Annotated in this window: 18 protein-coding genes and 1 tRNA gene; 11 read left to right on the top strand and 8 right to left on the bottom strand. The window is 37.6% G+C overall.

Annotated features, from left to right (window positions below):
• Positions 1-98 precede the first annotated feature (98 nt).
• Both RM539_RS02205 and RM539_RS02200 read right to left on the bottom strand, forming a co-directional pair.
• The gene (locus RM539_RS02205) at positions 99-1358 is read right to left on the bottom strand and encodes a sugar MFS transporter (protein WP_311501860.1); all 1260 of its coding nucleotides are present in this window, start codon (positions 1356-1358) and stop codon (positions 99-101) included.
• A 16-nt stretch (positions 1359-1374) separates the two neighbouring features.
• On the bottom strand, positions 1375-2268 hold the full coding sequence (locus RM539_RS02200; protein WP_311501859.1) for an ROK family protein: 894 nt from the start codon (positions 2266-2268) through the stop codon (positions 1375-1377).
• 273 nt (positions 2269-2541) lie between these two features.
• Between RM539_RS02200 and lepA the strand changes: the two genes are divergently transcribed.
• Positions 2542-4338: a translation elongation factor 4 gene (gene lepA, locus RM539_RS02195; protein WP_311501858.1), complete on the top strand. Its 1797-nt coding sequence runs from the start codon at positions 2542-2544 to the stop codon at positions 4336-4338.
• Positions 4339-4971: 633 nt separating this feature from the next.
• Positions 4972-5733, top strand: coding sequence for a YebC/PmpR family DNA-binding transcriptional regulator (locus tag RM539_RS02190; protein WP_311501857.1), 762 nt, complete (start codon positions 4972-4974; stop codon positions 5731-5733).
• Between the two features lie 2 nt (positions 5734-5735).
• On the opposite strand, the gene RM539_RS02185 is transcribed toward RM539_RS02190, so the two are convergent.
• A complete protein-coding gene (locus RM539_RS02185; RefSeq protein WP_311501856.1) occupies positions 5736-7616 on the bottom strand; it encodes a cation:proton antiporter in 1881 nt (626 codons plus the stop codon).
• A 166-nt stretch (positions 7617-7782) separates the two neighbouring features.
• Here RM539_RS02185 and RM539_RS02180 point away from each other — a divergent pair, with 166 nt between their 5' ends.
• The 5 genes from RM539_RS02180 to RM539_RS02160 all read left to right on the top strand — a co-directional run bounded on the left by RM539_RS02180 (position 7783) and on the right by RM539_RS02160 (position 14520).
• A complete protein-coding gene (locus RM539_RS02180; RefSeq protein ID WP_311501855.1) occupies positions 7783-8649 on the top strand; it encodes an MBL fold metallo-hydrolase in 867 nt (288 codons plus the stop codon).
• Between the two features lie 9 nt (positions 8650-8658).
• Positions 8659-10353 (top strand): S8 family peptidase, encoded by a 1695-nt coding sequence (locus RM539_RS02175; RefSeq protein ID WP_311501854.1) that lies wholly within the window; start codon positions 8659-8661, stop codon positions 10351-10353.
• Positions 10354-10406: 53 nt separating this feature from the next.
• On the top strand, positions 10407-12314 hold the full coding sequence (locus RM539_RS02170) for a M1 family metallopeptidase (protein WP_311501853.1): 1908 nt from the start codon (positions 10407-10409) through the stop codon (positions 12312-12314).
• A gap of 206 nt (positions 12315-12520) precedes the next feature.
• The gene (rnpA, locus tag RM539_RS02165) at positions 12521-12913 is read left to right on the top strand and encodes a ribonuclease P protein component (protein WP_311501852.1); all 393 of its coding nucleotides are present in this window, start codon (positions 12521-12523) and stop codon (positions 12911-12913) included.
• Positions 12889-14520 (top strand): S41 family peptidase, encoded by a 1632-nt coding sequence (locus RM539_RS02160; protein ID WP_311501851.1) that lies wholly within the window; start codon positions 12889-12891, stop codon positions 14518-14520. The genes rnpA and RM539_RS02160 overlap by 25 nt, the downstream gene beginning before the upstream one ends.
• A gap of 1 nt (position 14521) precedes the next feature.
• Here the strand turns inward: RM539_RS02160 and RM539_RS02155 are convergent, their stop codons facing one another.
• From RM539_RS02155 to RM539_RS02145, 3 genes are all read right to left on the bottom strand, one after another.
• The gene (locus RM539_RS02155) at positions 14522-14965 is read right to left on the bottom strand and encodes a GNAT family N-acetyltransferase (protein ID WP_311501850.1); all 444 of its coding nucleotides are present in this window, start codon (positions 14963-14965) and stop codon (positions 14522-14524) included.
• Between the two features lie 74 nt (positions 14966-15039).
• Complete coding sequence (rpiB, locus tag RM539_RS02150) at positions 15040-15480, bottom strand: ribose 5-phosphate isomerase B (protein ID WP_311501849.1); 441 nt, start codon at positions 15478-15480, stop codon at positions 15040-15042.
• 516 nt (positions 15481-15996) lie between these two features.
• Positions 15997-16239, bottom strand: a complete 243-nt coding sequence (locus RM539_RS02145) for a putative signal transducing protein (RefSeq protein ID WP_311501848.1) — start codon at positions 16237-16239, stop codon at positions 15997-15999.
• A gap of 442 nt (positions 16240-16681) precedes the next feature.
• Between RM539_RS02145 and rnr the strand changes: the two genes are divergently transcribed.
• From rnr to RM539_RS02130, 3 genes are read left to right on the top strand one after another with little or no spacing between them, the layout of a single operon-like run.
• Complete coding sequence (rnr, locus tag RM539_RS02140) at positions 16682-18883, top strand: ribonuclease R (RefSeq protein ID WP_311501847.1); 2202 nt, start codon at positions 16682-16684, stop codon at positions 18881-18883.
• A 7-nt stretch (positions 18884-18890) separates the two neighbouring features.
• Positions 18891-19562, top strand: a complete 672-nt coding sequence (locus RM539_RS02135; protein WP_311501846.1) for a head GIN domain-containing protein — start codon at positions 18891-18893, stop codon at positions 19560-19562.
• A 30-nt stretch (positions 19563-19592) separates the two neighbouring features.
• Positions 19593-20309 (top strand): LysE family translocator, encoded by a 717-nt coding sequence (locus RM539_RS02130; RefSeq protein WP_311501845.1) that lies wholly within the window; start codon positions 19593-19595, stop codon positions 20307-20309.
• A 136-nt stretch (positions 20310-20445) separates the two neighbouring features.
• Here RM539_RS02130 and RM539_RS02125 read toward each other — a convergent pair.
• Together RM539_RS02125 and folB are read right to left on the bottom strand one after the other, a co-directional pair.
• Positions 20446-20516, bottom strand: a tRNA-Cys gene (locus RM539_RS02125).
• A 48-nt stretch (positions 20517-20564) separates the two neighbouring features.
• A complete protein-coding gene (gene folB, locus RM539_RS02120) occupies positions 20565-20921 on the bottom strand; it encodes a dihydroneopterin aldolase (RefSeq protein WP_311501844.1) in 357 nt (118 codons plus the stop codon).
• 139 nt (positions 20922-21060) lie between these two features.
• Between folB and RM539_RS02115 the strand changes: the two genes are divergently transcribed.
• Positions 21061-22743 carry a glutamine--tRNA ligase/YqeY domain fusion protein gene (locus RM539_RS02115; protein WP_311501843.1) on the top strand — a complete coding sequence of 561 codons (1683 nt, stop codon included), beginning with the start codon at positions 21061-21063 and terminating at the stop codon, positions 22741-22743.
• Positions 22744-22869 lie beyond the last annotated feature (126 nt).

Below are 22869 nucleotides of genomic sequence, written 5' to 3'. Positions count from 1 at the left end.
TAAGATTAAAATCTGATAAAACAGCACCATGAAGTTTCTTAATTTCATTTGAGCACCTTTAAAATCGGATATTATTATAACCCTCTCTTTTTTGAGCTTTATGCCCTAATTTTATGGCCTGCGGTGGCATAGTAAAGGATAAATAAATATAGGGGCACAACAATCCAGTAAGCTTCCTGTTTGTCCCACACTCCTGCCAAACCTCCGTAGGATAATGGTATAACAGCTCCCCCTGCGATCCCCATAACAAGGAGGGAAGAAACTTTTTTTGTGAGTTTTCCCACATCTGCCAAAGCTAAAGGCCATATAGCGGGCCACATAAGGGAATTTGCCAATCCCAGCAGGGCAATAAAAGCTACAGATATAAATCCTGAAGTGAAGATGGCAATAAGCGTAAAAACAACTCCCAGAAGAGCACACACTTTTAAGGCATCTTCTTGCTTTATATATTTAGGAATGGCTACAATACCTATGAGGTAACCCACAATCATCGATACCATCGTACCTGTTGGAAAACTTTTAGCTGTTTCAAAGTCAAATCCCTGAAAAATGCCATAATCAATAATAGTATCGGCAGCAATTACTTCAACGCCTACGTAAATAAAAAGAGTAACTACCCCAAGAATGGCGTGTGGATAATCTGTAACCTTTTTCTTCGTCTTAACAGCATTCTCATCATCTTCTTCTGCCTCAACTTCCGGAAGGCTTGATTTGTACACCCAAAAGGCCAGAATAAGCAGCACAACAATTATCCCTATGTATGGAGGAATAACTCTTAGCGCCATCTCATCAAGAGCAGCTTCATTGGTGGTTCCCGCAAGTTCTTCAGCTTTTTCCAGCTGAAGAAAAAAACCAATGATAATAGGAGCAGCCGCCCCTGCCAGCTTATTACAAATTCCCATAATACTTATCCGCTTCGCCGCACTTTCAGCGGGGCCTACAATAGTCACATAAGGATTGGAAGCGGTCTGTAAAACTGCCAGTCCGCTACCCATAATGAAAAGCCCGGTAAGGAAAAGCGGATAAAACCGCGTAATTGCAGCCGGAATGAATAGGAGTGCGCCTACAGCCATTAAAATAAGCGCAACCGACATTCCTTTTTTAAATCCGAAGTAATTAAGCGTTCTGGTAGAAACCGGTGCCATGACCACGTAGGCTATATAAAAAGCAAAAGTCACAAAGTAAGACTGAAAAGTGGTAAGCTCACAGGCAATCTTGAGGTAAGGGATCAATAGGGCATTGAGCCAGGTAACGAATCCGAAGATGAAAAATAAAGCTCCAATTATAATTATGGAGCGACCGGTATTTCCATTGGTTTGGGAAGGCTTACCATTTTCTGTTGCGACTGAATTTGCCATTTTTGAGAATTAATTTTTAGGATATAATTTCTTTTTTGACTTTTGGAGCGGATATTTTTTCTTCAGATAGTTCGGAAACAATGAGGGCTGCAGCACCCAAAATTGCCACATTTGACATTTCTGAAGGTTGAAGCACCAGTTTGTTCAATACCTTTTTGAATGGAAAAGTACTAATAGATTTTTGAAGTTCATCTTCAAAATATTTAAAAGACCTGCTTACCGATCCTCCAAGAAAAATAGCTTCAGGAGAAAGTATAAAAAGAAGGATCTTTACGGCATTCCCCAGTTGCTTTCCAAATTCATTTAAAATATCCCTGCAAAGCTTATCTCCTTCTTCTGCCCTTTCAAAAACTTCTTTTCCACTAATCTGATACTGATTTTTAAAAAATTTTCCGCTGCAATAATCTTCAATAGTGGCGTCCAGATAAGGAATGCTTCCCAGTTCTCCGGCGCTGGAAAAACTTCCGGAATAAAGCCGGTTATTTGCTATTATTCCCGTACCAAAGCCAGTTCCCATAGTTATGCCAACTATATTTTGAAATCTACTACCCTGCCCAAATATTTTTTCTCCCAATGCAAATACATTGGCATCATTAGTAATCCTAACAGGTTTATGAAAATGATCTTGCAGGTATTTCTTTAAATGCACCTCTTTCCACGAAGCTATATTTACAAGATCGTAAACAATTCCCTGCTTTTCATCCACCAGTCCCGGCACGCCAATTCCAATTCCCTGAAAGTCTTTTACCTCCAGCGATTCTATTCCCCTAATCAGGTTGTTTACAATATCTTCTTTTGAAGTGCCGGCATTAGTGGGGAATTTCACTTCTTTCACAATATGGGAACCCCGCACAATTCCAATGTGAATTTTGGTTGCACCTATATCAACAGCAACAATATTTTTCTCCATTATTTCTTCTGGTTGATGACCGCTTTTTCGAAATACATCTTTCGTAAAATTCCGAAGCAACATGTACAAAGTATGATTATTATTTAATAATATCCAAATACTTTTATAAAAATTTTATGAAAGAATATTTACTGTTGTATTATTCAGCTTCTAGAAGAAGATTCCCAGATTTAAGGAGGCTATAGAAAAATTCTTTAAAAACTTGTAAATAAACTATATTTGCTCACATTAAATAAAGTTGATTATTTGTATAATCAGCTACGAAAATGACACATGAAGCACATACGTAACTTTTGTATTATCGCCCATATTGATCACGGTAAAAGTACCCTGGCCGATCGCCTGCTGGATTTTACCGGCTCTGTTACCGATCGTGAAAAGCAGGAACAGCTCCTTGACAGTATGGACCTTGAACGTGAACGCGGGATCACCATTAAAAGTCACGCCATCCAGATGGACTATATTTATGAAGGTGAAAATTATGTGCTGAATTTAATTGACACTCCCGGCCATGTGGATTTTTCTTATGAAGTTTCAAGGTCTATCGCTGCCTGTGAAGGGGCATTGCTGGTTGTAGATGCCGCCCAGAGTATACAGGCACAAACAATTTCAAATCTTTACCTGGCGCTGGAAAATGATCTTGAAATCATTCCGGTATTGAATAAAGTAGATTTACCAAGTGCAAATCCCGAAGTAGTTAGTGATGATATTGTTGATCTCTTAGGCTGCGATCACTCTGATATTATTCCTGCCAGTGCAAAAACCGGACTCGGAATTGAAGAAATTCTGGCTGCAATTATTACAAAAGTTCCGGCTCCAAGCGGCAAAATAGATGCTCCTTTGCGGGCGCTGATTTTCGATTCTGTTTATAATCCTTTTAGGGGTGTGGAAACTTACTTTAGGGTTATAAACGGTTCTATAAAGAAGAACCAGAACATCAAATTTGTAGCTACTGGTAAAAATTATTCTGCAGATGAGGTAGGGACTTTAAGATTGAAACAATTTCCCCGGGAAGAGATTAAAACCGGCGATGTTGGATATCTTATAACGGGGATTAAAGATGCCCGGGAAGTAAAGGTTGGTGACACTATTACCGATGCTAAAAATCCCACTACTGAAGCGGTTGCAGGTTTTGAAGATGTAAAACCAATGGTTTTTGCAGGTATTTACCCTGTAGATACAGAAGATTATGAAGAATTGAGGGCTTCTATGGAAAAGCTTCAGTTAAATGATGCTTCCCTTGTATTTACCCCGGAAAGTTCCGCAGCTTTAGGATTTGGTTTCCGTTGTGGATTCCTGGGAATGTTGCACCTGGAAATTATTCAGGAAAGGCTGGAGCGCGAGTTTGATATGACTGTAATTACCACGGTTCCAAACGTTTCATACCACGCTTACACCAACAAAAATCCCGATGAAGTACTACTGGTAAATAACCCTTCAGATTTACCTGAACCTTCTACTTTAAACCGTGTTGAAGAGCCTTTTATAAAAGCTACAATTATTACAAAAGCAGATTATGTGGGAAATGTAATGTCGCTTTGTATTGAAAAAAGGGGAGAAATTACTAACCAGACTTACCTTACCACCGAAAGGGTAGAATTAAGTTTTGATATGCCGCTTGCAGAAATTGTATTTGATTTCTATGACCGTCTAAAGACAGTTTCCCGAGGATATGCTTCTTTTGATTATTCCCCAATAGGAATGCGGGAGTCTAAGCTTGTAAAAGTAGATGTTCTGCTAAACGGCAATACCGTAGATGCGCTTTCTGCATTGTTACATATAGATAACGCTTATGATATTGGGAAGAAAATGTGTGAAAAACTGAAGGAGCTTATTCCAAGACAACAGTTTGATATTCCTATTCAGGCGGCCATAGGCGCTAAAATTATTGCGCGTGAAACGGTAAAAGCATTGCGTAAAGACGTTACTGCAAAATGCTATGGAGGTGATATTTCCCGAAAACGTAAACTTCTGGAAAAACAGAAAAAAGGTAAGAAACGTATGCGCCAGGTGGGAAATGTGGAAATCCCCCAGGAAGCTTTTATGGCAGTTTTGAAGTTAAATGACTAAAATTAGTGGTTAGACTATAGTCTTTAGACTTTAGTAGTATTTTCAGAAAATAACTAAGATTAAGAGCTACAATTGTAGACAGCGAACTCTTTTAATAATCTAGGCTTTAGAAATTGATTTCTCCTTTGTTACTAGGATATTTAATTAATGAAGCAATCATTTTAGCAATTCTGCCAGATCTTTTCTGTAAGTCTTGTGATTCTTCAGGTTAAAAATAACATTTGCGTTTTGCAATTTCTGCACACACCACGCATCTTTAACTGAATTAAAAGAAATTTAAATATAATGTCGGAATCTAAGGATTTTAACTACCTGAACCTTAGGTTATATTTAAGAGATATAGATGGCAGCTCTTCGAAATTGTGAATTTAGTCCATAAAACTTCATTGGAAATTTCCTGATTTGCGCATAAATCTTATTCTACTAATATTAAGGATTTTTAATAACCTTAAGTTCCTCAAAATCAAATTTTCCAATTTCCTACTTATTTAGATCTATAAAAAACTTTAAATTGAAGAATACATGTTTGTATAAGTTCTTAACTCATAATTCATTTTTTAAATTTGTAGTGACATCAAATCAAGCGGTAGCCTTTTCTACAGTCTACTGCCTATAGACTAAAAACTAGAGACAATGGCCGGACATAGCAAATGGGCAAATATCAAGCACCGTAAAGGAGCACAGGATAAACGAAGAGCAAAGCAATTTACCAGGGCAATCAAAGATATTACAGTTGCCGTAAAAGACGGAGGAGGACCAGATCCAGAGTCTAATCCTGCACTTAGAAACGCCATTCAAAATGCAAAGGGTGTAAATATGCCCAAAGACACCATTGAACGTGCTGTGAAAAAAGCCAGTGGTGCCGATGCCGATAATTATGAACTGGTAACTTTTGAAGGCTACGGACCCCATGGAATTGCCATTTTTGTTGAATGTACTACAGACAATACAAACCGCACCGTAGCTTCGGTAAGATCTATATTTTCTAAAAATGGCGGAAGTCTTGGTACCAATGGTTCCCTGGAATTTTTATTCGATAAAAAGGGGGTCTTTGTACTCGAAAAAGAAAAGATAGAACGGGATATGGAAGAGCTGGAACTTGAGTTAATTGAAGGCGGTGCCACAACTATTGAAAAGGAAGAAGATTACATAACTGTTTATACAGAATTTACCGACTTCGGATCAATGTCTTCCAAGCTGGAAGAACTGGAAATTGAATCAAAGAGTTCAGACGTACAAAGAATTCCTCTTAATACTACTGAACTCCCGGTGGAAGATGCTAAGAAAATACTTGCGCTGGTAGATAAATTTGAGGAAGATGATGATGTTCAGAATGTCTTCCATAACCTCGAAATTACTGAAGAATTAATTGAGGAGATGGAAAAAGAAGATTGATATCAATCTTCTTTTTCTTCATCCTTAAGGCTTTCCTCATGTTCAACCTCTTCTGAAGGTTCTGAAACTTCAATTTCTTTTCCCAGGTACACCAGTTTGTAATCTTCATCAATCTCAACATCCATACTGTTTGATGGGATTATGCTAAGGTCTCCTTCATTATTTTTTACAAAAAGCGGAATAATATCACCCTCTGTTTTTGTAATCTCTATAAGGCCCTCATAATGCTCCTTGGAATTAAGGTTAATTTCGTTAATGCTGGGATATCTCCTTACCAGATTAGTCAATTTCACATAATCATCGGTTTGGGAAAATAATCCTTCTTTTGGATTTCTTTCTGGATCCTGCATTTCTTCAGGAGAAACTACCCTGAAAAAGCCATTTTCACCAAAATGTTTTCCAAATTTCTTTATGGCATTCTGATTGACTTCACTACTACTGGTCATGGCCATTAAATAACCAATATCGTTAAGTTCAATGTTATTCAGCAAATCATCTGAATAAACATTTTCCTGTATGGCATCTATTCCCATTTCCCGTGCTTTGTTAATGTTGCTTCCGTTATTATCCACCAAAACCACATGGCGATTGTTTTTCTTCAGATAAGCAGCGATTAAACGCGGCATGGAGGAGGCTCCAATAATTAGAATTCCGGAGGAGTTTTTCAGAAAAACACCAACCAGCTGGGCGAAAAGTCTTGCAGTTGTTGCATTTAGAAGCACAGTTCCGAGTACAATCATAAATACCAGTGGAGTGATATATTCTGCTCCTTCAACGCCCTGGCTGGCAAGTTTTATTCCGAAGAGGGAAGCAATACCCGCAGCAACAATTCCGCGCGGTCCCACCCAGCTAATAAACAATTTCTCATTAAATTTAAGGGAAGAATTAATACTACTTACAAATACCCCCAGAGGCCGGATAACAAAAACTATAACAGCAAACAGAATTAATGCATTTATGTTGAACATTAAGTACAGGTCCTGGATATTCATATTTGCGGCAAGCAGTATAAATAAGATAGAAATAAGCAAAACACTTAGCGATTCCTTAAAATAAAGCAGTTCCTTTAAATTTGGCAGTTTCATATTTCCCATTACCATACCCATCACCACCACGGCTAAAAGTCCGCTTTCATGTGCAAACTGATCTGATAACACAAACACACCCAATACCGATGCAAGGGTAAAAACGTTCATGAGATAATGTGGAACAATATTTTTTCTGATACTAAAAGCCAGCGCGTGAGCAAAAGTAAAGCCGAAGGTAAAGCCAAAAAGCACAATTTTTCCAAAATCTACCATTGCAGTGGCCGTATACTCCCTGCCTTCACCCGCAGAAATAAATTCAAAAACCAAAACGGCAACAAGGGCACCAATAGGGTCTATTAAAATCCCTTCCCATTTAAGAATTGCCGAAACATCTTTCTTTAAAGGAATATTTCGCAGAATAGGCGTAATTACGGTAGGTCCTGTTACAATGATTAAAGCTGCAAATAAGAATGAAATTTGCCATGAAAGGTCAAAAATAAGATATGCTGCTATCCCCGCACCAATAAAGGTAACCACTACTGCGATGGTTATTAGTTTTACAATTACCGGTCCCACATTTAAAATTTCTCCCTTACGGAGGGTCAACCCACCTTCAAAAAGGATTATCCCAATAGCCAGGGATACGAAATAAAATAAACTCTCACCGGGAAAAAGTCCCGATTCGCCGTTCCAGATAGGCTCTATAATTTTTTGCCCATCTTCGGTAAAAAGTGTTGCCACAGGACCTACTGCCAGGCCAATAAGAATTAATGGTAAAATAGCCGGAATTTTAAACTTCCATGCCACCCATTGTGCCATTATTCCTAATATTATTATTCCTGCCAGTTCTACCATGTTATTCTATTTGATTTTTAAAAAGCTAAAAGTAATAAAAAAGGAAGTTATCCTTAAAACAGCTATATAGTCATAAAGCTGTTAAAACCTTACAATTTATCTTTTAGTGCTGTTTAGATTTTCTATTTTGCATATCGATTATTCAAGAATAAGAAAAAAAATCAACATGAAATTATATCCTATCGAAAGCGGCAATTTTAAACTTGATGGAGGAGCAATGTTTGGAGTGGTTCCAAAATCTTTATGGTCCCGCACAAATCCAGCCGATTCTAACAATATGATAGATATGGCCGCACGCTGTTTACTTATTGAAGACGGCGATAAACTAATACTTATAGATACGGGAATGGGGGATAAGCAGGATGATAAATTTTTTGGTTTTTACTATCCCTGGGGAGAGCATTCCATAGACAAATCTTTAAAAAAACATGGCTTTCACAGAGACGATATTACCGATGTTTTTCTGACACACCTTCATTTTGACCATTGCGGCGGAAGTATTAAATGGAATAAGGACCACACCGGATATGAACCTGCTTTTAAAAATGCACGTTTCTGGAGCAATGAAGATCACTGGCTATGGGCCACACAACCCAATGCACGTGAAAAAGCTTCTTTTTTAAAGGAAAATATTTTACCCATGGAAGAAAGCGGAAAATTGCATTTTCTGGAGCGAAACGGCGACATGCAAAATTATACTGATTCCGATTATTTTGGCTTTGGCGTATTATTTGTAGATGGTCACACCGATAAGCAAATGATCCCGCATATTAAATACAAAGATAAAACCCTTGTCTTTATGGCAGATTTGCTGCCCACTGCGGGCCATATCCCTTTGCCGTACGTAATGGGTTTCGACACAAGACCTTTGCTAACGCTTCCGGAGAAAAAAATATTTCTGGACAAGGCAGCAGATGAAGATTATTATTTGTTCATGGAGCATGATGCCCACAATGAAATTATAACTGTTAAGCATACGGAAAAAGGAGTGAGGTTAAACGAAAAATTTACATTCAACGAAGTTTTTAATTAGAAATAGAATATGAGAATACCAGTTTTTAAGCCGCTGCTTACCGTAACAGCGGCCGCAATGTTAACCGCTTGTGGTAGTACGGCTCCCCGGCTTGTTTCTACTCCTATTGAGAAAATAGATTCCATCCCCCTTAAAGTGCAACCGCTCACCGAGGTGCAGCTGAAAGACTGGAGCGGCGCCGATCTTCAAACGGATACCATTCCCGGAATGTCTGTTCGCAAAGCCTACAATGAGATTATTCAGAACAAAAAAGGAAAAACCGTTATTGTTGGTGTGATAGACAGTGGGGTAGATATTGAACATGAAGACCTGGACGCAGTAATATGGACGAATTCTGATGAAATTCCCGGCAATAATAAAGATGATGATAACAATGGTTATGTAGATGATATTCATGGCTGGAACTTTCTTGGTGATGCCGTAAAGGAAAATCTTGAGTATGTTAGGATATTCAAACGCCTGAAGCCAAAATACGAAGGTAAAACCGCCAGTTCCATAAGTACTGCAGACAGGGAAGAATTCATCATGTACCAGCGCGCCAAGGATGAGTATCAAAAAGAGATGGGCGAAGTTCAGCAAAACCTTCAGCAGTACCAGCAAATACAGGAACAATTGGTAGCTGCTCATGCCGCTGTTTCCAATAGATTGGGAAAAGAAAATTATACTAAAGATGAACTTTCTGCAATGGAAGCTTCTACCCAGCAAATGGCACAGTATAAAGGAATGCTGGGTCAAATTCAGAATAATGTAGATGAAAGTATTCCTGATGCCCTTCAGGAATTGGCAGATACCATAGATTATTTTGAAAACCGGCTTTCGTCACATTTTAACCTGGAACTTGACGGAAGAGCTGTTGTTGGGGACGATCCATACGATATTACCGATACCGATTACGGCAACAATGATGTGGACGGCCCAACAGAAGATAAGGAGGATGTAACACATGGAACCCATGTGGCCGGTATTATCGCTGCGGAAAGAAATAATAGTATTGGTATCAATGGCGTAGCCAACAATGTTAAAATTATGGCTGTTCGCGCCGTGCCCGATGGAGATGAATATGATAAAGATATTGCGCTGGCCATTCGTTATGCCGTAGACAACGGAGCAAAAGTAATTAATACCAGCTTTGGAAAATATTTTTCTCCAAACCCGGAATGGGTGATAGATGCCCTTAAATATGCTGCGGAAAATGACGTTTTAATAGTGAATGCAGCAGGTAACGAAAGTATTGATCTTGACCAGAACCGTGTTTTTCCCAATGATCAGTATCCTGAAGCTCCCGAAGAAATAAGTGATAGCTTTTTAACGGTTGGAGCATTAAATTTTGAATATGGATCCGGCCTGGTATCCGGATTTTCAAATTTTGGGAAAACGAATGTAGATGTTTTTGCGCCTGGAAGTAAAATTTGGTCTACCACTCCAAATAACGAATATGAATTCCTTCAGGGAACTTCTATGGCTTCTCCTGCAGTAGCCGGGGTTGCAGCCATGATAAGATCATATTATCCAAAATTAAGTGCTGCCCAGGTTAAAAGCATTATTATGAACAGCGGACTTTCAACCGGAACTATGGTTATGGTAGGAGAACAGGGGCAAAGCACTAAAAATTTTAGCGAACTTTCCACTTCAGGAAAAATGGTCAACTTATACAATGCTTTGATCCTTGCCGATAAAGTTTCACATGGAGATATAGAATTGTAAGAGCAAAAATTTTCATACTTCTTAAAATAAAATTCAATAAAAAAATCATTTAAATGAAGAAAATACTTTTAAGCCTTTCTGTATTTGCAGTGAGCTGGGTTAACGCCCAGAATAATTCCTCCTACTGGCAACAACATGTAAAATATGATATGGATGTTGATATGAATGTGGAAAATTATCAATATACCGGGACCCAGGAATTGGTGTACACCAATAACTCCCCCGATACGTTGAACAAAGTTTTTTATCATCTTTATTTCAATGCTTTTCAACCGGGAAGTGAAATGGACATGAGGCTGCAAAATATTGCCGATCCCGATGGCAGGATGGTAAATAACCTGGGTACCAGGGAAAATCCAGAATATGAAAGCCGGATAGCCAAACTTCAGCCTGATGAAATTGGTTATTTAAGAGTAAGTTCTTTAACTCAGGATGGGCAGGCGTTGGATTATGAAGAAGTAGGGACTGTTCTTGAAGTAAAGCTAAGCGATCCTGTTCTGCCCGGCGAAAAAGCTACTTTCAATATGGAATTTAAAGGGCAGGTACCTTTACAAATCCGCCGTTCAGGGAGAAACAGTGCTGAAGGTGTGGCACTTTCTATGAGCCAGTGGTATCCAAAATTAGCTGAATATGACTTTGAAGGCTGGCATGCCGATCCTTATATCGCACGTGAATTTCATGGTGTTTGGGGAGATTTTGATGTAAAAATCAGTATTGATAAAGACTACATCCTGGGAAGTACAGGATATCTTCAAAATCCGCAGGAAATTGGTTACGGTTATGAAAAAGAAGGCACTAATGTAAAGCGTAAAAGAGGAGATAAACTAACCTGGCATTTTGTAGCACCGCAGGTACACGATTTTACCTGGGCGGCAGATCCGGAATATATCCATGATAAATTAACCGCAGAAGATGGTACAATTCTTCATTTTCTTTATAAGGATAATCCTGAAATAAAGGAAAATTGGAAAAATCTGCAGCCAAAAACAGAAGAAATTTTGTTGTTTTACAACGAGCACATTGGGCCTTACCCATGGGATCAGTATTCTATAGTCCAGGGTGGAGACGGTGGTATGGAATATGCCATGCTAACGCTTATTACAGGTGAAAGAAGCTTTGGAAGCCTGGTTGGTGTAACCGCTCATGAATTTGCACATGCCTGGTTCCAGCATTTAATGGCCACCAATGAGTCCAAAAATGAATGGATGGATGAAGGTTTCACCTCTTACATTTCAGACGAAGCTATGAATGTGGTAATGAATTCTGAAAAGGAGAATCCCCATTCCGGGTCCTACAGAGGTTATAACCAGTTGGTGCAAAGCGGGGTGGAACAGCCGCAAACCACACATGCAGATCGTTATAATTATAATTTTGCCTACGGTGCGGCAGCATATTCCAAGGGAGCAGTTTTTCTTGCGCAGCTTGGTTACATAATAGGAAAAGAAAATCTTCAGAAAACGCTTAACCGCTACTATGATCAATGGAAATTTAAACATCCCACTCCTAATGATTTTATAAGAATTGCTGAAAAAATTTCAGGAGCAGAGCTGGATTGGTATTTAACCGACTGGACCAGGACAACAAACACCATAGATTACGCTGTAGAATCTGTTGAAGCTGAAGGTGATTCTACCCGAATTAATCTTCAAAGAATTGGCAATATGCCCATGCCTGTTGAAGTCACGGTAACTTATAATGATGGTGAGAAGGAATTGTTCTATATGCCTTTGCAAATGATGCGCTGGGAAAAAACTGCTTCAGGAGATTTAAACAGAACGGTTAAAGAAGACTGGTCCTGGGCCCAACCTACATATAATTTAACCATTGATGCTCCAAAATCTGAGATTCAATCTATAGTTATAGATGATTCAGGATTAATGGCAGATATAGACAGAAGCAACAATAAATTTCCAGCTACTTCAGGAACAAATTCCGCAGAAGAAACCGGGCAGGGAAGATAATTTCTTTTTGAAAGAAGCTTTTAGAAAACCCTTTTCCGCCGTGAAAAGGGTTTTTATTTATCAATTTATCGCCAGGTTGAGCAAAGTCGACAACTATTTTTAGCTAATAATTTTAATAATTCTATTATCCTAGATTGGTAGGGGCAGTACTCTCACAATTCTGGATCCTGTTATTCCATATATAATACTATCATTACTTTTGGCTCATGAAAGAAAACTTCGGAAAACAGGAGAAATTAAAAAGCAAGAAACTTATAGAACAGCTTTTTCAGGAGGGAAAGTCGGTAAAAAATTTTCCCATACGCCTTATCTATATCAAACTTCCCAAAGGGCAAAAAGTACAACTACAGGCAGGAGTTTCGGTTCCAAAAAGAATAATGAAAACTGCTGTACAGCGAAACAGGATAAAACGTTTGCTGCGTGAGGTTTATAGAAAAAATAAGTATCTTGTGAACAGCACAATTTCTTCTCCCTATGTATTCATGTTTATCTACACCTCTCCCAAAGAATTGCGTTATGATGAACTTTTTATAAAAATGGAGAAGTTACTGGAAAAATTTAAAGAGAAAGAAAAATGGGAAATTCAGCAAAAAAAATAGCAGTGGTGATAATAGGCGCGGGAATATTCTTTGGTACCGTTTCCTTTAAATCAGATTTTTTCGCGATTGCCAAGCAAATTGAGATATTTACCACGCTTTTTAAGGAAATCAACATGAATTATGTTGATGAAACTAATCCTGCCGAGCTTATGGATACTGCCATTAAAGCGATGCTTCAGGATTTGGATCCCTATACCAATTACTGGAACGAGCAGGATGTGGAAGCGGCCAGAATCAATAATTCCGGTGAATACACAGGAATTGGAGCTGCCGTAAAAATGGGCAAGGATGCTATTACTATCCTGGAACCTTATAAAGATTATCCCGCCGATAAAGCCGGATTAAAAGCCGGAGACGAGATTATAAAGATTGGAGATCTAAATGTGGTCGATTTTCAGGAAGATGCGGGAGAACTTCTTAATGGTGCCGATAATTCCAGTGTAGAATTCACCTTTAGGAGGCAGGGAGAAATAAAAACCACTACATTAACCCGGGAATCTGTTACTCTTAAAGCTGTTCCCTACCATACCTTACTCGATAATAAAAGTGGGTATATTGTACTTTCAAGATTTAATTCCAGGGCCTCATCAGAAACTGAGAGAGCTTTAAAAGATTTAAAAAATAAAGGTGCCGAAAAGATTATTCTGGATCTTAGAGGAAATCCTGGTGGTTTACTTTCCGAAGCTATTAATGTGAGTAATATTTTTGTTCCAAAAGATGAGCTGATTGTTACCACCAAATCGGTTATTGAAAAATATAATCAGGAATATTTTACTCAAAAGGAACCTATAGACACAAAAATACCTTTAGTAGTACTTGTAGACGGCAGAAGTGCTTCGGCCAGCGAAATAGTTGCAGGTGCAATTCAGGATTTAGACAGGGGAGTAGTTGTAGGTGCAAGAAGTTTTGGAAAAGGGCTCGTACAACGGCCTAAGGAATTGGCTTACGGGACACAGCTTAAAATAACCATTTCCAGGTATTATACGCCAAGCGGAAGGTGTATACAGGCACTGGATTATCGTACCAGGGACGAAGAAGGAAATGCCATAAGGACCAGAACAGAAGATTATAATGAATTTAAAACCCGAAACGGAAGAAAGGTGTTTGACGGCGGCGGAATTTTACCGGATGTGCGTCTAAAAACTTCTGAATACACCGGTATAACACACGCTTTATTAGTGGAGGATGCCATTTTTGATTTCGCCACTCAATATTATTATTCTCATGAAAAACCGGAATTGCAGAACTTTAATTTAAATGACGGAGAATATGAAGACTTTAAAAAATTCCTGAATAAGACTGATTTTCAGTATAAAACTACCACTGAGCAGGAACTGGAAGAAGTACTTTTAACTGCTCAGGAAGAAGGATTTGAAGATGAAATCCTTCAGAATTATAAAGATATTTCCACTGAAATTGAACAGCATAAAAAGCAGGAACTGGAGGAGAAAAAAGCTGAGATAACCAGCCTGATTACCGATGAAATTATAAAACGCTATTTTTATAAAGAAGGACTTTATGATTATTATGTTGTTCATAACCCCGAAATAAATAAAGCTGAGGAAATTTTAAATGAGCCTTCAGAATACTCAGAGATCCTGCATTAAATCAGGCGGTTTTCACCATTGCTATGTGTGGAATTCCATCTTCAAGATAACCTTCCCCGGTTGTTGAAAACCCATGGCTTTCGTAAAACTTAACCAGGTACTGCTGGGCAGATAATTTAATATTATCTGTTTTAAAAAGTTCCCTTATGGCTTTAATTGATGCCTGCATTATCTGATGCCCATAGCCATATTTACGTTCCTGAATTTTAACAAGCACACGGCCTATAGCAGCTTCTTCAAAATAAAAACCCTTGTTAAAGCACCGGGTATAAGCGACCAGTTTTCCCCCTTTTTTCCCTAGAATATGAAGTCCTTTCTGATCTTTTCCATCTATGTCCTGGTACACGCAATCCTGTTCTACCACAAAAATTTCAGAACGTAATTGTAATATCTCATATAGTTCTTCAGTATTAAGTTCAGAAAAATTTTTTATTTCTATTTCCATTCAGTTGTTCTATCTTCAAAACAAATCACAAAATACCTGCACTCAAAGAATTCAGGTAAAATTTTTAAAGTGCGTTAACAGCTTCTTTTTGCCGGTATTTTATCTATTCTATTTTGATGGCGCCCACCTTCAAATTCGGTGTTTAAAAAAGTTTCTACCATATCTACGGTTTGTTGAATAGAAACAAACCTTGCGGGCACACTTAATATATTAGCATTATTATGGCTCCTTGCCAATTCAGCAATCTCAGAAGTCCAGCAAAGGGCAGATCTTACTGCCTGATGTTTATTAGCGGTCATATTTGCACCATTGCCACTGCCGCAAATAATTATACCAAAATCTACTTTTTTATCACTAACATCTTCAGCAACGGGATGAACAAAATCGGGATAATCCACGCTTTTTTCAGAATCGGTACCGTAGTTAATAACTTTTATCCCTTTATTTTCAAGGTATTGTACCACTTTTTCCTTGTAAGTAGTACCGGCATGATCATTTCCAATTGCTATTTTCATATTTGAATATTTAGAAAAACAAAGGTAAAAAAAGGGCTTATTAACTCCGAACATTTCAATTGTTAATTACTTTATTGAATACCTTTATTTACAGGTAATTGTAATTGACAGTAAGCTGTGGATAAACCTTGATGATAAAGTTATAATCTTATTTGCAGGAGTGGAGATAAATTGCAATACCAGAATCAAATCTTAAAAATCAAGAAATAAGTTTAGGATTTTTCAGGAAGTTATCAGCAGCAGAAATTGCATTGTCAACAACTTAAATTATAAAAAGAATTAAGAATATATCTTAACATCTTGTTTCCTAAATTTGTTAAGTAAACCTTAACGTGGTATGCTAGTCAGGAAGTTAGCTTTCTCCACACCTGTTGATAAGATATTATAAAAAGCTAATAACTGAAATACCAAATATTCCTGATCATTTTTGTTCTACAAATTAACACACTATAATAACATCCATTTTTAATTTTTTAAAATAGAAGAAACGAATAAATATAATATAGCTGTTAACAACTATACAATTTTGAGATGGGAAGAACGATCCTGAAAAGAATCCAGAATTGTTTGTGCTTCGGTAATATCATTAGGATGAACCAGAAGCCGAATGCCTCCAAACGCATTTGAATAATAAGGAATAATCCCTATAATTGTTTCATTTTCAAAAATATAACGAATATTTTCCTGATTAAGAATTGGTTGAATAACAAGATATTCATAGACGTAGGTAAATGTTGCAATGCAAACGAAGTTCTTCATAGAGGCAGTAATACAGCCTACTAAAGATAATATTTAATCCTGAATTGTTAAAGAGATATCTTCCACGTGTTCAGTGGAAAAAAGAGGATCTGCATAAGAATTTTTATTGAGGGAAATATTTATATATGCTATAAATCCAATTACTCCCAGAAGGAAGATAAAGAAGAATAAAAAGGAAATTTTATTAGATTTACTCAAACCCATATAAAAAGTTTTTTTAAAACATTGGGCACTATACAAAAAAACAAATTTAAGAAAATTTTAAGTTATTTATAACGTTTTAAAAATTTGTTTTATCCCAAATCATGATGTTCACTTTTCTGAAAATGAGTTTGATGCAGCCGTATAAAAGAATAGGAAAGCAGTTTCCTTATTTAAAACTTTATATTCAAAGATGTATAATGTAACTTTTAAGCTGTAATTTTATCATTTATACATTCAAATGAAGAAAAAGAAGAAAAAAAATTCCAAACCAAATCTTGGTAATTTATCCAGGAAAATATTAGATATTCTACGAAAAAATTCAGGTAAAACTTATAATTACAAACAAATAGCTTCCATACTGGGAGTTGATGATCCCGGTAGTCGCAATGAGATTACAAAAAAGCTGGCGCAACTGGCAGCCAAAAAACAAGTTCTTCAGGTTGAACGCGGAAAATTTAAAATTGAAGCCAGTAACAGTTATTATCATGGTAAGCTGGATATGACCACCAAAGGTTTTGGGTATGTGATGGTTGAGGAACTGGAGGATGATGTTTTTATTCCCGCGAATTGCTTAAATACTGCATTTCATGGTGACGAAGTAGAAATTTACATTTACGACAAACGAAGACGAAAAAAATCTGAAGGGGAAGTAACTAAAGTAATTAAGAGAAAACGATCTGAATTTGTTGGTATTCTTGATCTGAAAAATGACTTTGGTTTTGTGAAAATTGATGATCCCAAAATGTATACTGATATTTTTGTGCAGCGGAATAAGACTGCTGATGCAAAAAATGGAGACAAAGTAGTGGTAGAATTTGAAGAATGGCCTGAGAAAGCCGATTCTCCTTTTGGAAAAATAACTAAAGTTCTTGGTACCCCGGGAGAACATCATACAGAAATCCACGGGATCCTGGCTCAATATGGCTTGCCTTACGAATTTCCAAAAGAGGTGGAGGAATTTGCCAATCAGCTGGACACTTCCATACAGGAATCGGAGATTAAAAAGAGAAGGGACATGCGTAAAGATCTTACATTTACCATAGATCCTAAAGATGCCAAGGATTTTGATGATGCACTAAGTTTTACAAAGCTTGAAAATGGCAATTTTGAAGTAGGTATCCATATTGCCGATGTTTCGCATTATCTTCAGAAAGAAACCATTTTAGACGAGGAGGCTTATGAAAGGGCTACTTCAGTTTATCTTGTAGACCGGGTGGTGCCCATGCTTCCGGAAATTCTTTCAAATAATGCCTGTTCCCTCAGGCCTAATGAAGAAAAGTACACATTTTCCGCAGTATTTGAAATCGATAAAAAAGCGAATGTAAAAAATCATTGGTTTGGAAGAACGGTCACTTATTCTGATGCCAGGTTTGCCTATGAAGAAGCACAGCATATTATAGAAACAAAAGCAGGAGAAATCCCTGAAGAAGTTTCTATTCAGGATAAAGCTTATAAGGCCGATGACAGTATTGTGGAAGCTATTTTACAGCTAAACGATCTGGCCAGGATTATGAGATCAAGGCGAATGCGCGAAGGTGCTATTTCTTTTGACAAGGTGGAGGTTAAATTTCAGCTGGATGAAGAAAATGAGCCTATTGGAGTATTCTTTAAAACTGCTAAGGAAGCCAATAAATTAATTGAAGAATTTATGCTGCTGGCCAATAGAAAAGTAGCTGAATTTATAGGAAAGCAAAAGCAGAAAAAAACTTTTGTTTATAGGTGTCATGATGAGCCTGATGATACCAAGCTTGCTTCTCTTCAAAATTTAGTAGCCAAGTTTGGGCACAAGCTGAATTTGAAGGATAAAAAAACAGTTTCTTCATCCCTTAATTCCTTATTGGAGGATGTTCAGGGTAAAAAAGAGCAAAATCTTGTGGATACCCTGGCGATTAGAACCATGAGTAAGGCCTATTATGGAACTGGAAATATAGGGCATTACGGACTTTCTTTTGATTATTATACGCATTTTACTTCGCCAATACGTCGTTATCCTGATGTAATGGTACATCGTTTGCTACAGCGCTATTTAGATGATAAACCCTCTGCAAACGAAGAAGAATTTGATGAAAAATGCCACCACAGCAGTGAGATGGAAAATCTGGCAACCAATGCTGAAAGGGATTCTATTAAATACATGCAGGTTAAGTTTATGCAGGATCATCAAAACGAAGATTTTCTTGGCGTGATTTCCGGTGTTACTGAATGGGGTATTTTTGTTGAAATTATTGAAAATAAATGTGAAGGAATGATTAGGCTTCGGGATATGAAGGATGATCATTATGAGTTTGATGAAGAACATTATGCTGTTGTAGGACGTAAATTGGGCAAAACTTATCAACTTGGAGATGAAGTTTATGTGCGGGTAAAAAATGCCGATTTACTTAAACGCCATCTGGATCTCACCTTGTTAGGATCGCGTGAAGAATATGAAAATAAATAATGTTACTATGAAAAATTACGCTTTACTCCTCATGCTCTTTTGCTGTACTTATGCAGGAGCCCAGGAGGTTGTTCATAATCTTGAAAATTTTGAAGAAATTAAAGTTTATAATAGTCTTGAAATAATACTGGCTAAAGCCGATATTAACAAAGCCGTGGTTACCGGAAAGAATAGGGAAGAGGTGGATTTTAATAATGATAATGGGGTGCTTAAAATAAAAAAAAGCATTGATAACATCTGGAAAAATGAAGATGTAAACATCAAAGTTTTTTATACAGATGTGCAAAGGCTTAATGCCATTCAAAATGCCACTATAAGGGTAAAAAATCCTATGAAGCAGGGAAGCCTGGAACTGGAAACGCAGGAAGGAGCTGAAATTTATGCCACTATAGAAGTAAACCAATTAAAGGCCAAAGCTTTAACCGGTGGAGAAATAGACGTAGAGGGAACCTCAGGCCATCAGGATGTGATTGTAAGGGCCGGAGGCAAATTCTATGGTGGAACCCTTCGCAGCCGTAACACCACGGTTGAAATAAGTATGGGTGGAGCTGCAGATGTTAATGCTTCTAAAGAAGTTGCTGCAAAAGTCCGTGCAGGCGGTGTGGTAAATGTTTATGGAAACCCTGAAGTAATAGATCAGCAAACGCTTTTTGGCGGAAAAGTGGTCAGCAAAAACTAAAACTTTACCTTTGCAGTACATAATAACTCTATGTTACAGGATATCTTAGCGGGTGTACCGTTAGGCTTTTTTCTTGCCTTTCTGTTTGGACCTGTCTTTTTTGTATTGTTGGAAACGGCAGCTATTAAGGGATTTAGAGCAGCTTTTGCTTTAGATGTGGGAGTTATTCTGGCAGATATTGTTTTTCTTTTTATAGCATATTTCAGCACTAGTAAACTTCTTAATTCTATTAAGGATGATCCTGCACTCTTTATTTTTGGAGGGGCTATTTTAACCACATATGGGCTGATGAGTTTTATTCAGACTAAAAAAGTCTTTAAGCGTGAAGAAGAGGAAACTCCTGCAATAAGGAAGTTAAGTAAAAGTGATTATCTGGGACTTTCGGCCAAAGGTTTTTTACTGAATTTTATAAATGTTGGAGTGCTGGGTTTCTGGTTAGGCCTGGTGATTGTATTTACACCAAAGATGGGGATGGAAACCAACAGGATTGTGATTTTCTTCGCATCGGTCCTGGGAACTTATCTCTTGGTGGATATTGCAAAAATTCTTTTGGCCAAAAAGCTTAACCGGAAATTGACCCCAACCAGGATTTACCGGATGAAAAAGGGAATAAGTGTGCTGCTTATAATCTTTGGGTGTATTTTGATGTTTCAGGGAGTATTTCCTAATCAGGTAAATGGAATTAAAGAACAAATTGAAAATATAAGTTCTATTACCAGTGTTGGAGAAATAGAAAATACTGAGTAGTTATCACCAATTATCTACCTTTAATATCTGCAGCAGGTTTAAATTGGATATCAAATGTTCTGGTAAATATTTGTTGGAGTTATTATTTTAAATCCCTCGGGTATAAAAAAAGCTCCCTTTCTCAAGGAAGCTTTTGAGGCATCGAGCGGATTCGAACCGCTGTACAAGCTTTTGCAGAGCTCTGCCTAGCCACTCGGCCACGATGCCATTTCGGTTTGCAAATGTAATAAAATTTTAATCTCTGCAATCAAAAAATTAACGGGATTTAGTTCGGCTTACAGTTACCATGGCAACATTGCCTCCAATTGGAGGGTTAATTTTTGAAACTTCCACCTTTACTTTCTGTACCAAAATAATTTCTTCCAGCGTTCTGTTGAGAATCCTTTCTGCCACATTTTCAAGAAGTTTAGAGCGAATTGCCATTTCTTGCTTTACTATTTTATTTAGATGGACGTAATCTATGGTATCTGCCAGTGAATCTGTTTTGGAAGAATGAGATAAATCTCCTTTTACACTTAAATCCACGCGATAATCACTTCCAATTTTACTTTCTTCGTCCAGGCAGCCGTGATAGGCAAAAATCCTTATATTTCTAAGTTTTATTGTTCCCAATGCTATGTTTTTGGCAAAGATAGTTTCTGAGGTTAAGAGAATCAATCTCCAATGCTTAAAATTAACTATTCTTATAAGCAGGGAAAATATTTATAGCCACCTTATTTTTGATAACTTTGCGCATTATTTAATAACTGTTATGTCTGAAGTAAAAAGATCACTCAATTTTATTGAGCAAATTATAGAAGAAGACCTGAAATCTGGTTACAGAAAAGAAGAATTGAAATTCAGGTTTCCTCCCGAGCCAAACGGCTATTTGCATATTGGCCATGCCTCTTCAATCTGTCTTAATTTTGGGCTGGGGGAGAAGTATAACGCACCTGTTAATTTGCGGTTTGATGATACCAACCCAATAAAGGAAGAAAGTGAATATGTAGATGCCATTAAGCGGGATGTGGAGTGGCTTGGGTTTAAGTGGGCAAAAGAATGCTATGCTTCAGATTATTTTCAGCAGTTATATGACTGGGCTGTGGAGTTAATTACAAGCGGAGATGCTTATGTAGACAGTCAGGCTTCAGAAGAAATAGCAGATCAAAAAGGAACTCCTACAGAACCCGGAAAGGAAAGTCCGTACCGAAACCGTTCGGTAGAAGAAAACGTGGAGCTTTTTGAAAAAATGAAAAATGGTGAGACTCCTGAAGGAGCACATGTGCTTAGGGCAAAAATTAATATGGCATCCCCAAACATGATTATGAGGGATCCGGTAATGTACCGCTGCGTTCACAAAAGCCATCATAGAACCAATGATGAATGGAAAATTTATCCTATGTACGATTGGGCCCACGGTGAAAGTGATTTTATAGAAAGTATTTCCCATTCTTTCTGTACACTGGAATTTTTGCCGCATAGGGAACTTTATAACTGGTTTATTGAAAAAATTAGTAATCCTAATGATTTTAAACCGAAACAAAGGGAGTTTGCCAGGAGAAATTTAAGCCATACCGTAGTGAGCAAAAGGAAGCTTCTTCAGTTGGTGCAAAAAGGCATTGTGACTTCATGGGACGATCCCAGGATGCCTACTATTTCGGGACTGAGAAGGAGAGGATATACCCCGGCTTCCATTCGTAATTTTGCGGAATCTATTGGAGTAGGGAAGAGGGAAAATATAATTGATGTTGCTCATCTGGAATTTTGTGTAAGGGAAGATTTAAATAAAACAGCTCCCCGGGTTATGGGAGTTTTAGATCCTGTGAAGCTTGTTATTACCAACTATGAAGAGGGTAAAGAGGAGTGGTTGGATGCAGAAAATAATCCGGAAGATGAAAATGCCGGCTTTAGAAAAGTGCCTTTTTCCAGGGAAATTTACATTGAAAGAGAAGATTTTAAAGAATCGGCTAACCGGAAATTTTTCCGTCTTACCCTTGGAAAAGAAGTAAGATTGAAAAATGCTTACATCATCAAAGGGGAAGAGGTTATCAAAGATGATAATGATAATATTTTAGAGGTACATTGTACGTACGATCCTAAAAGCAAAAGTGGAAGCGGCACTGAGGAATCACTGCGGAAGGTGAAAGGGACGCTTCACTGGGTTTCTGTAAAACATGCTTTTCAAGCTGAAATAAGGCTATATGACCGTCTTTTCTCTGAAGAAGTACCCGATGCCGATAAAGAGAGGGATTTTGTTGATGTTATTAATCCGGACTCGCTTAAGGTGATTACCGGGTTTCTTGAACCAGGCCTTAAAGATGCTGAGGTTTTAAATCATGTTCAGTTTCAGCGGATTGGTTACTTTTGTGTAGACAAAGATTCTACCGATGAAAAGAAGGTGTTTAATCGCACCGTTACACTCCGGGATTCCTGGACAAAAAAAGCTGGTAAATAATTATTCCTTTATAACTCCTCTTTTTAAGAGTATTTTAAGATTGAATTTTAACATATTAACCGGTTATTAACAGCCGTAGAAGCAGTCTTAGGTTATCTTTGTTAGAACTATAAACTTAAACTATAT

The organism is Autumnicola musiva (assembly GCF_031846585.1).
GTDB classification, from domain to species: Bacteria; Bacteroidota; Bacteroidia; order Flavobacteriales; family Flavobacteriaceae; genus Autumnicola; species Autumnicola musiva.
The sequence above is the reverse complement of the archived record's forward strand: the minus strand, read 5'-3'. Positions and strand labels throughout refer to the sequence as shown.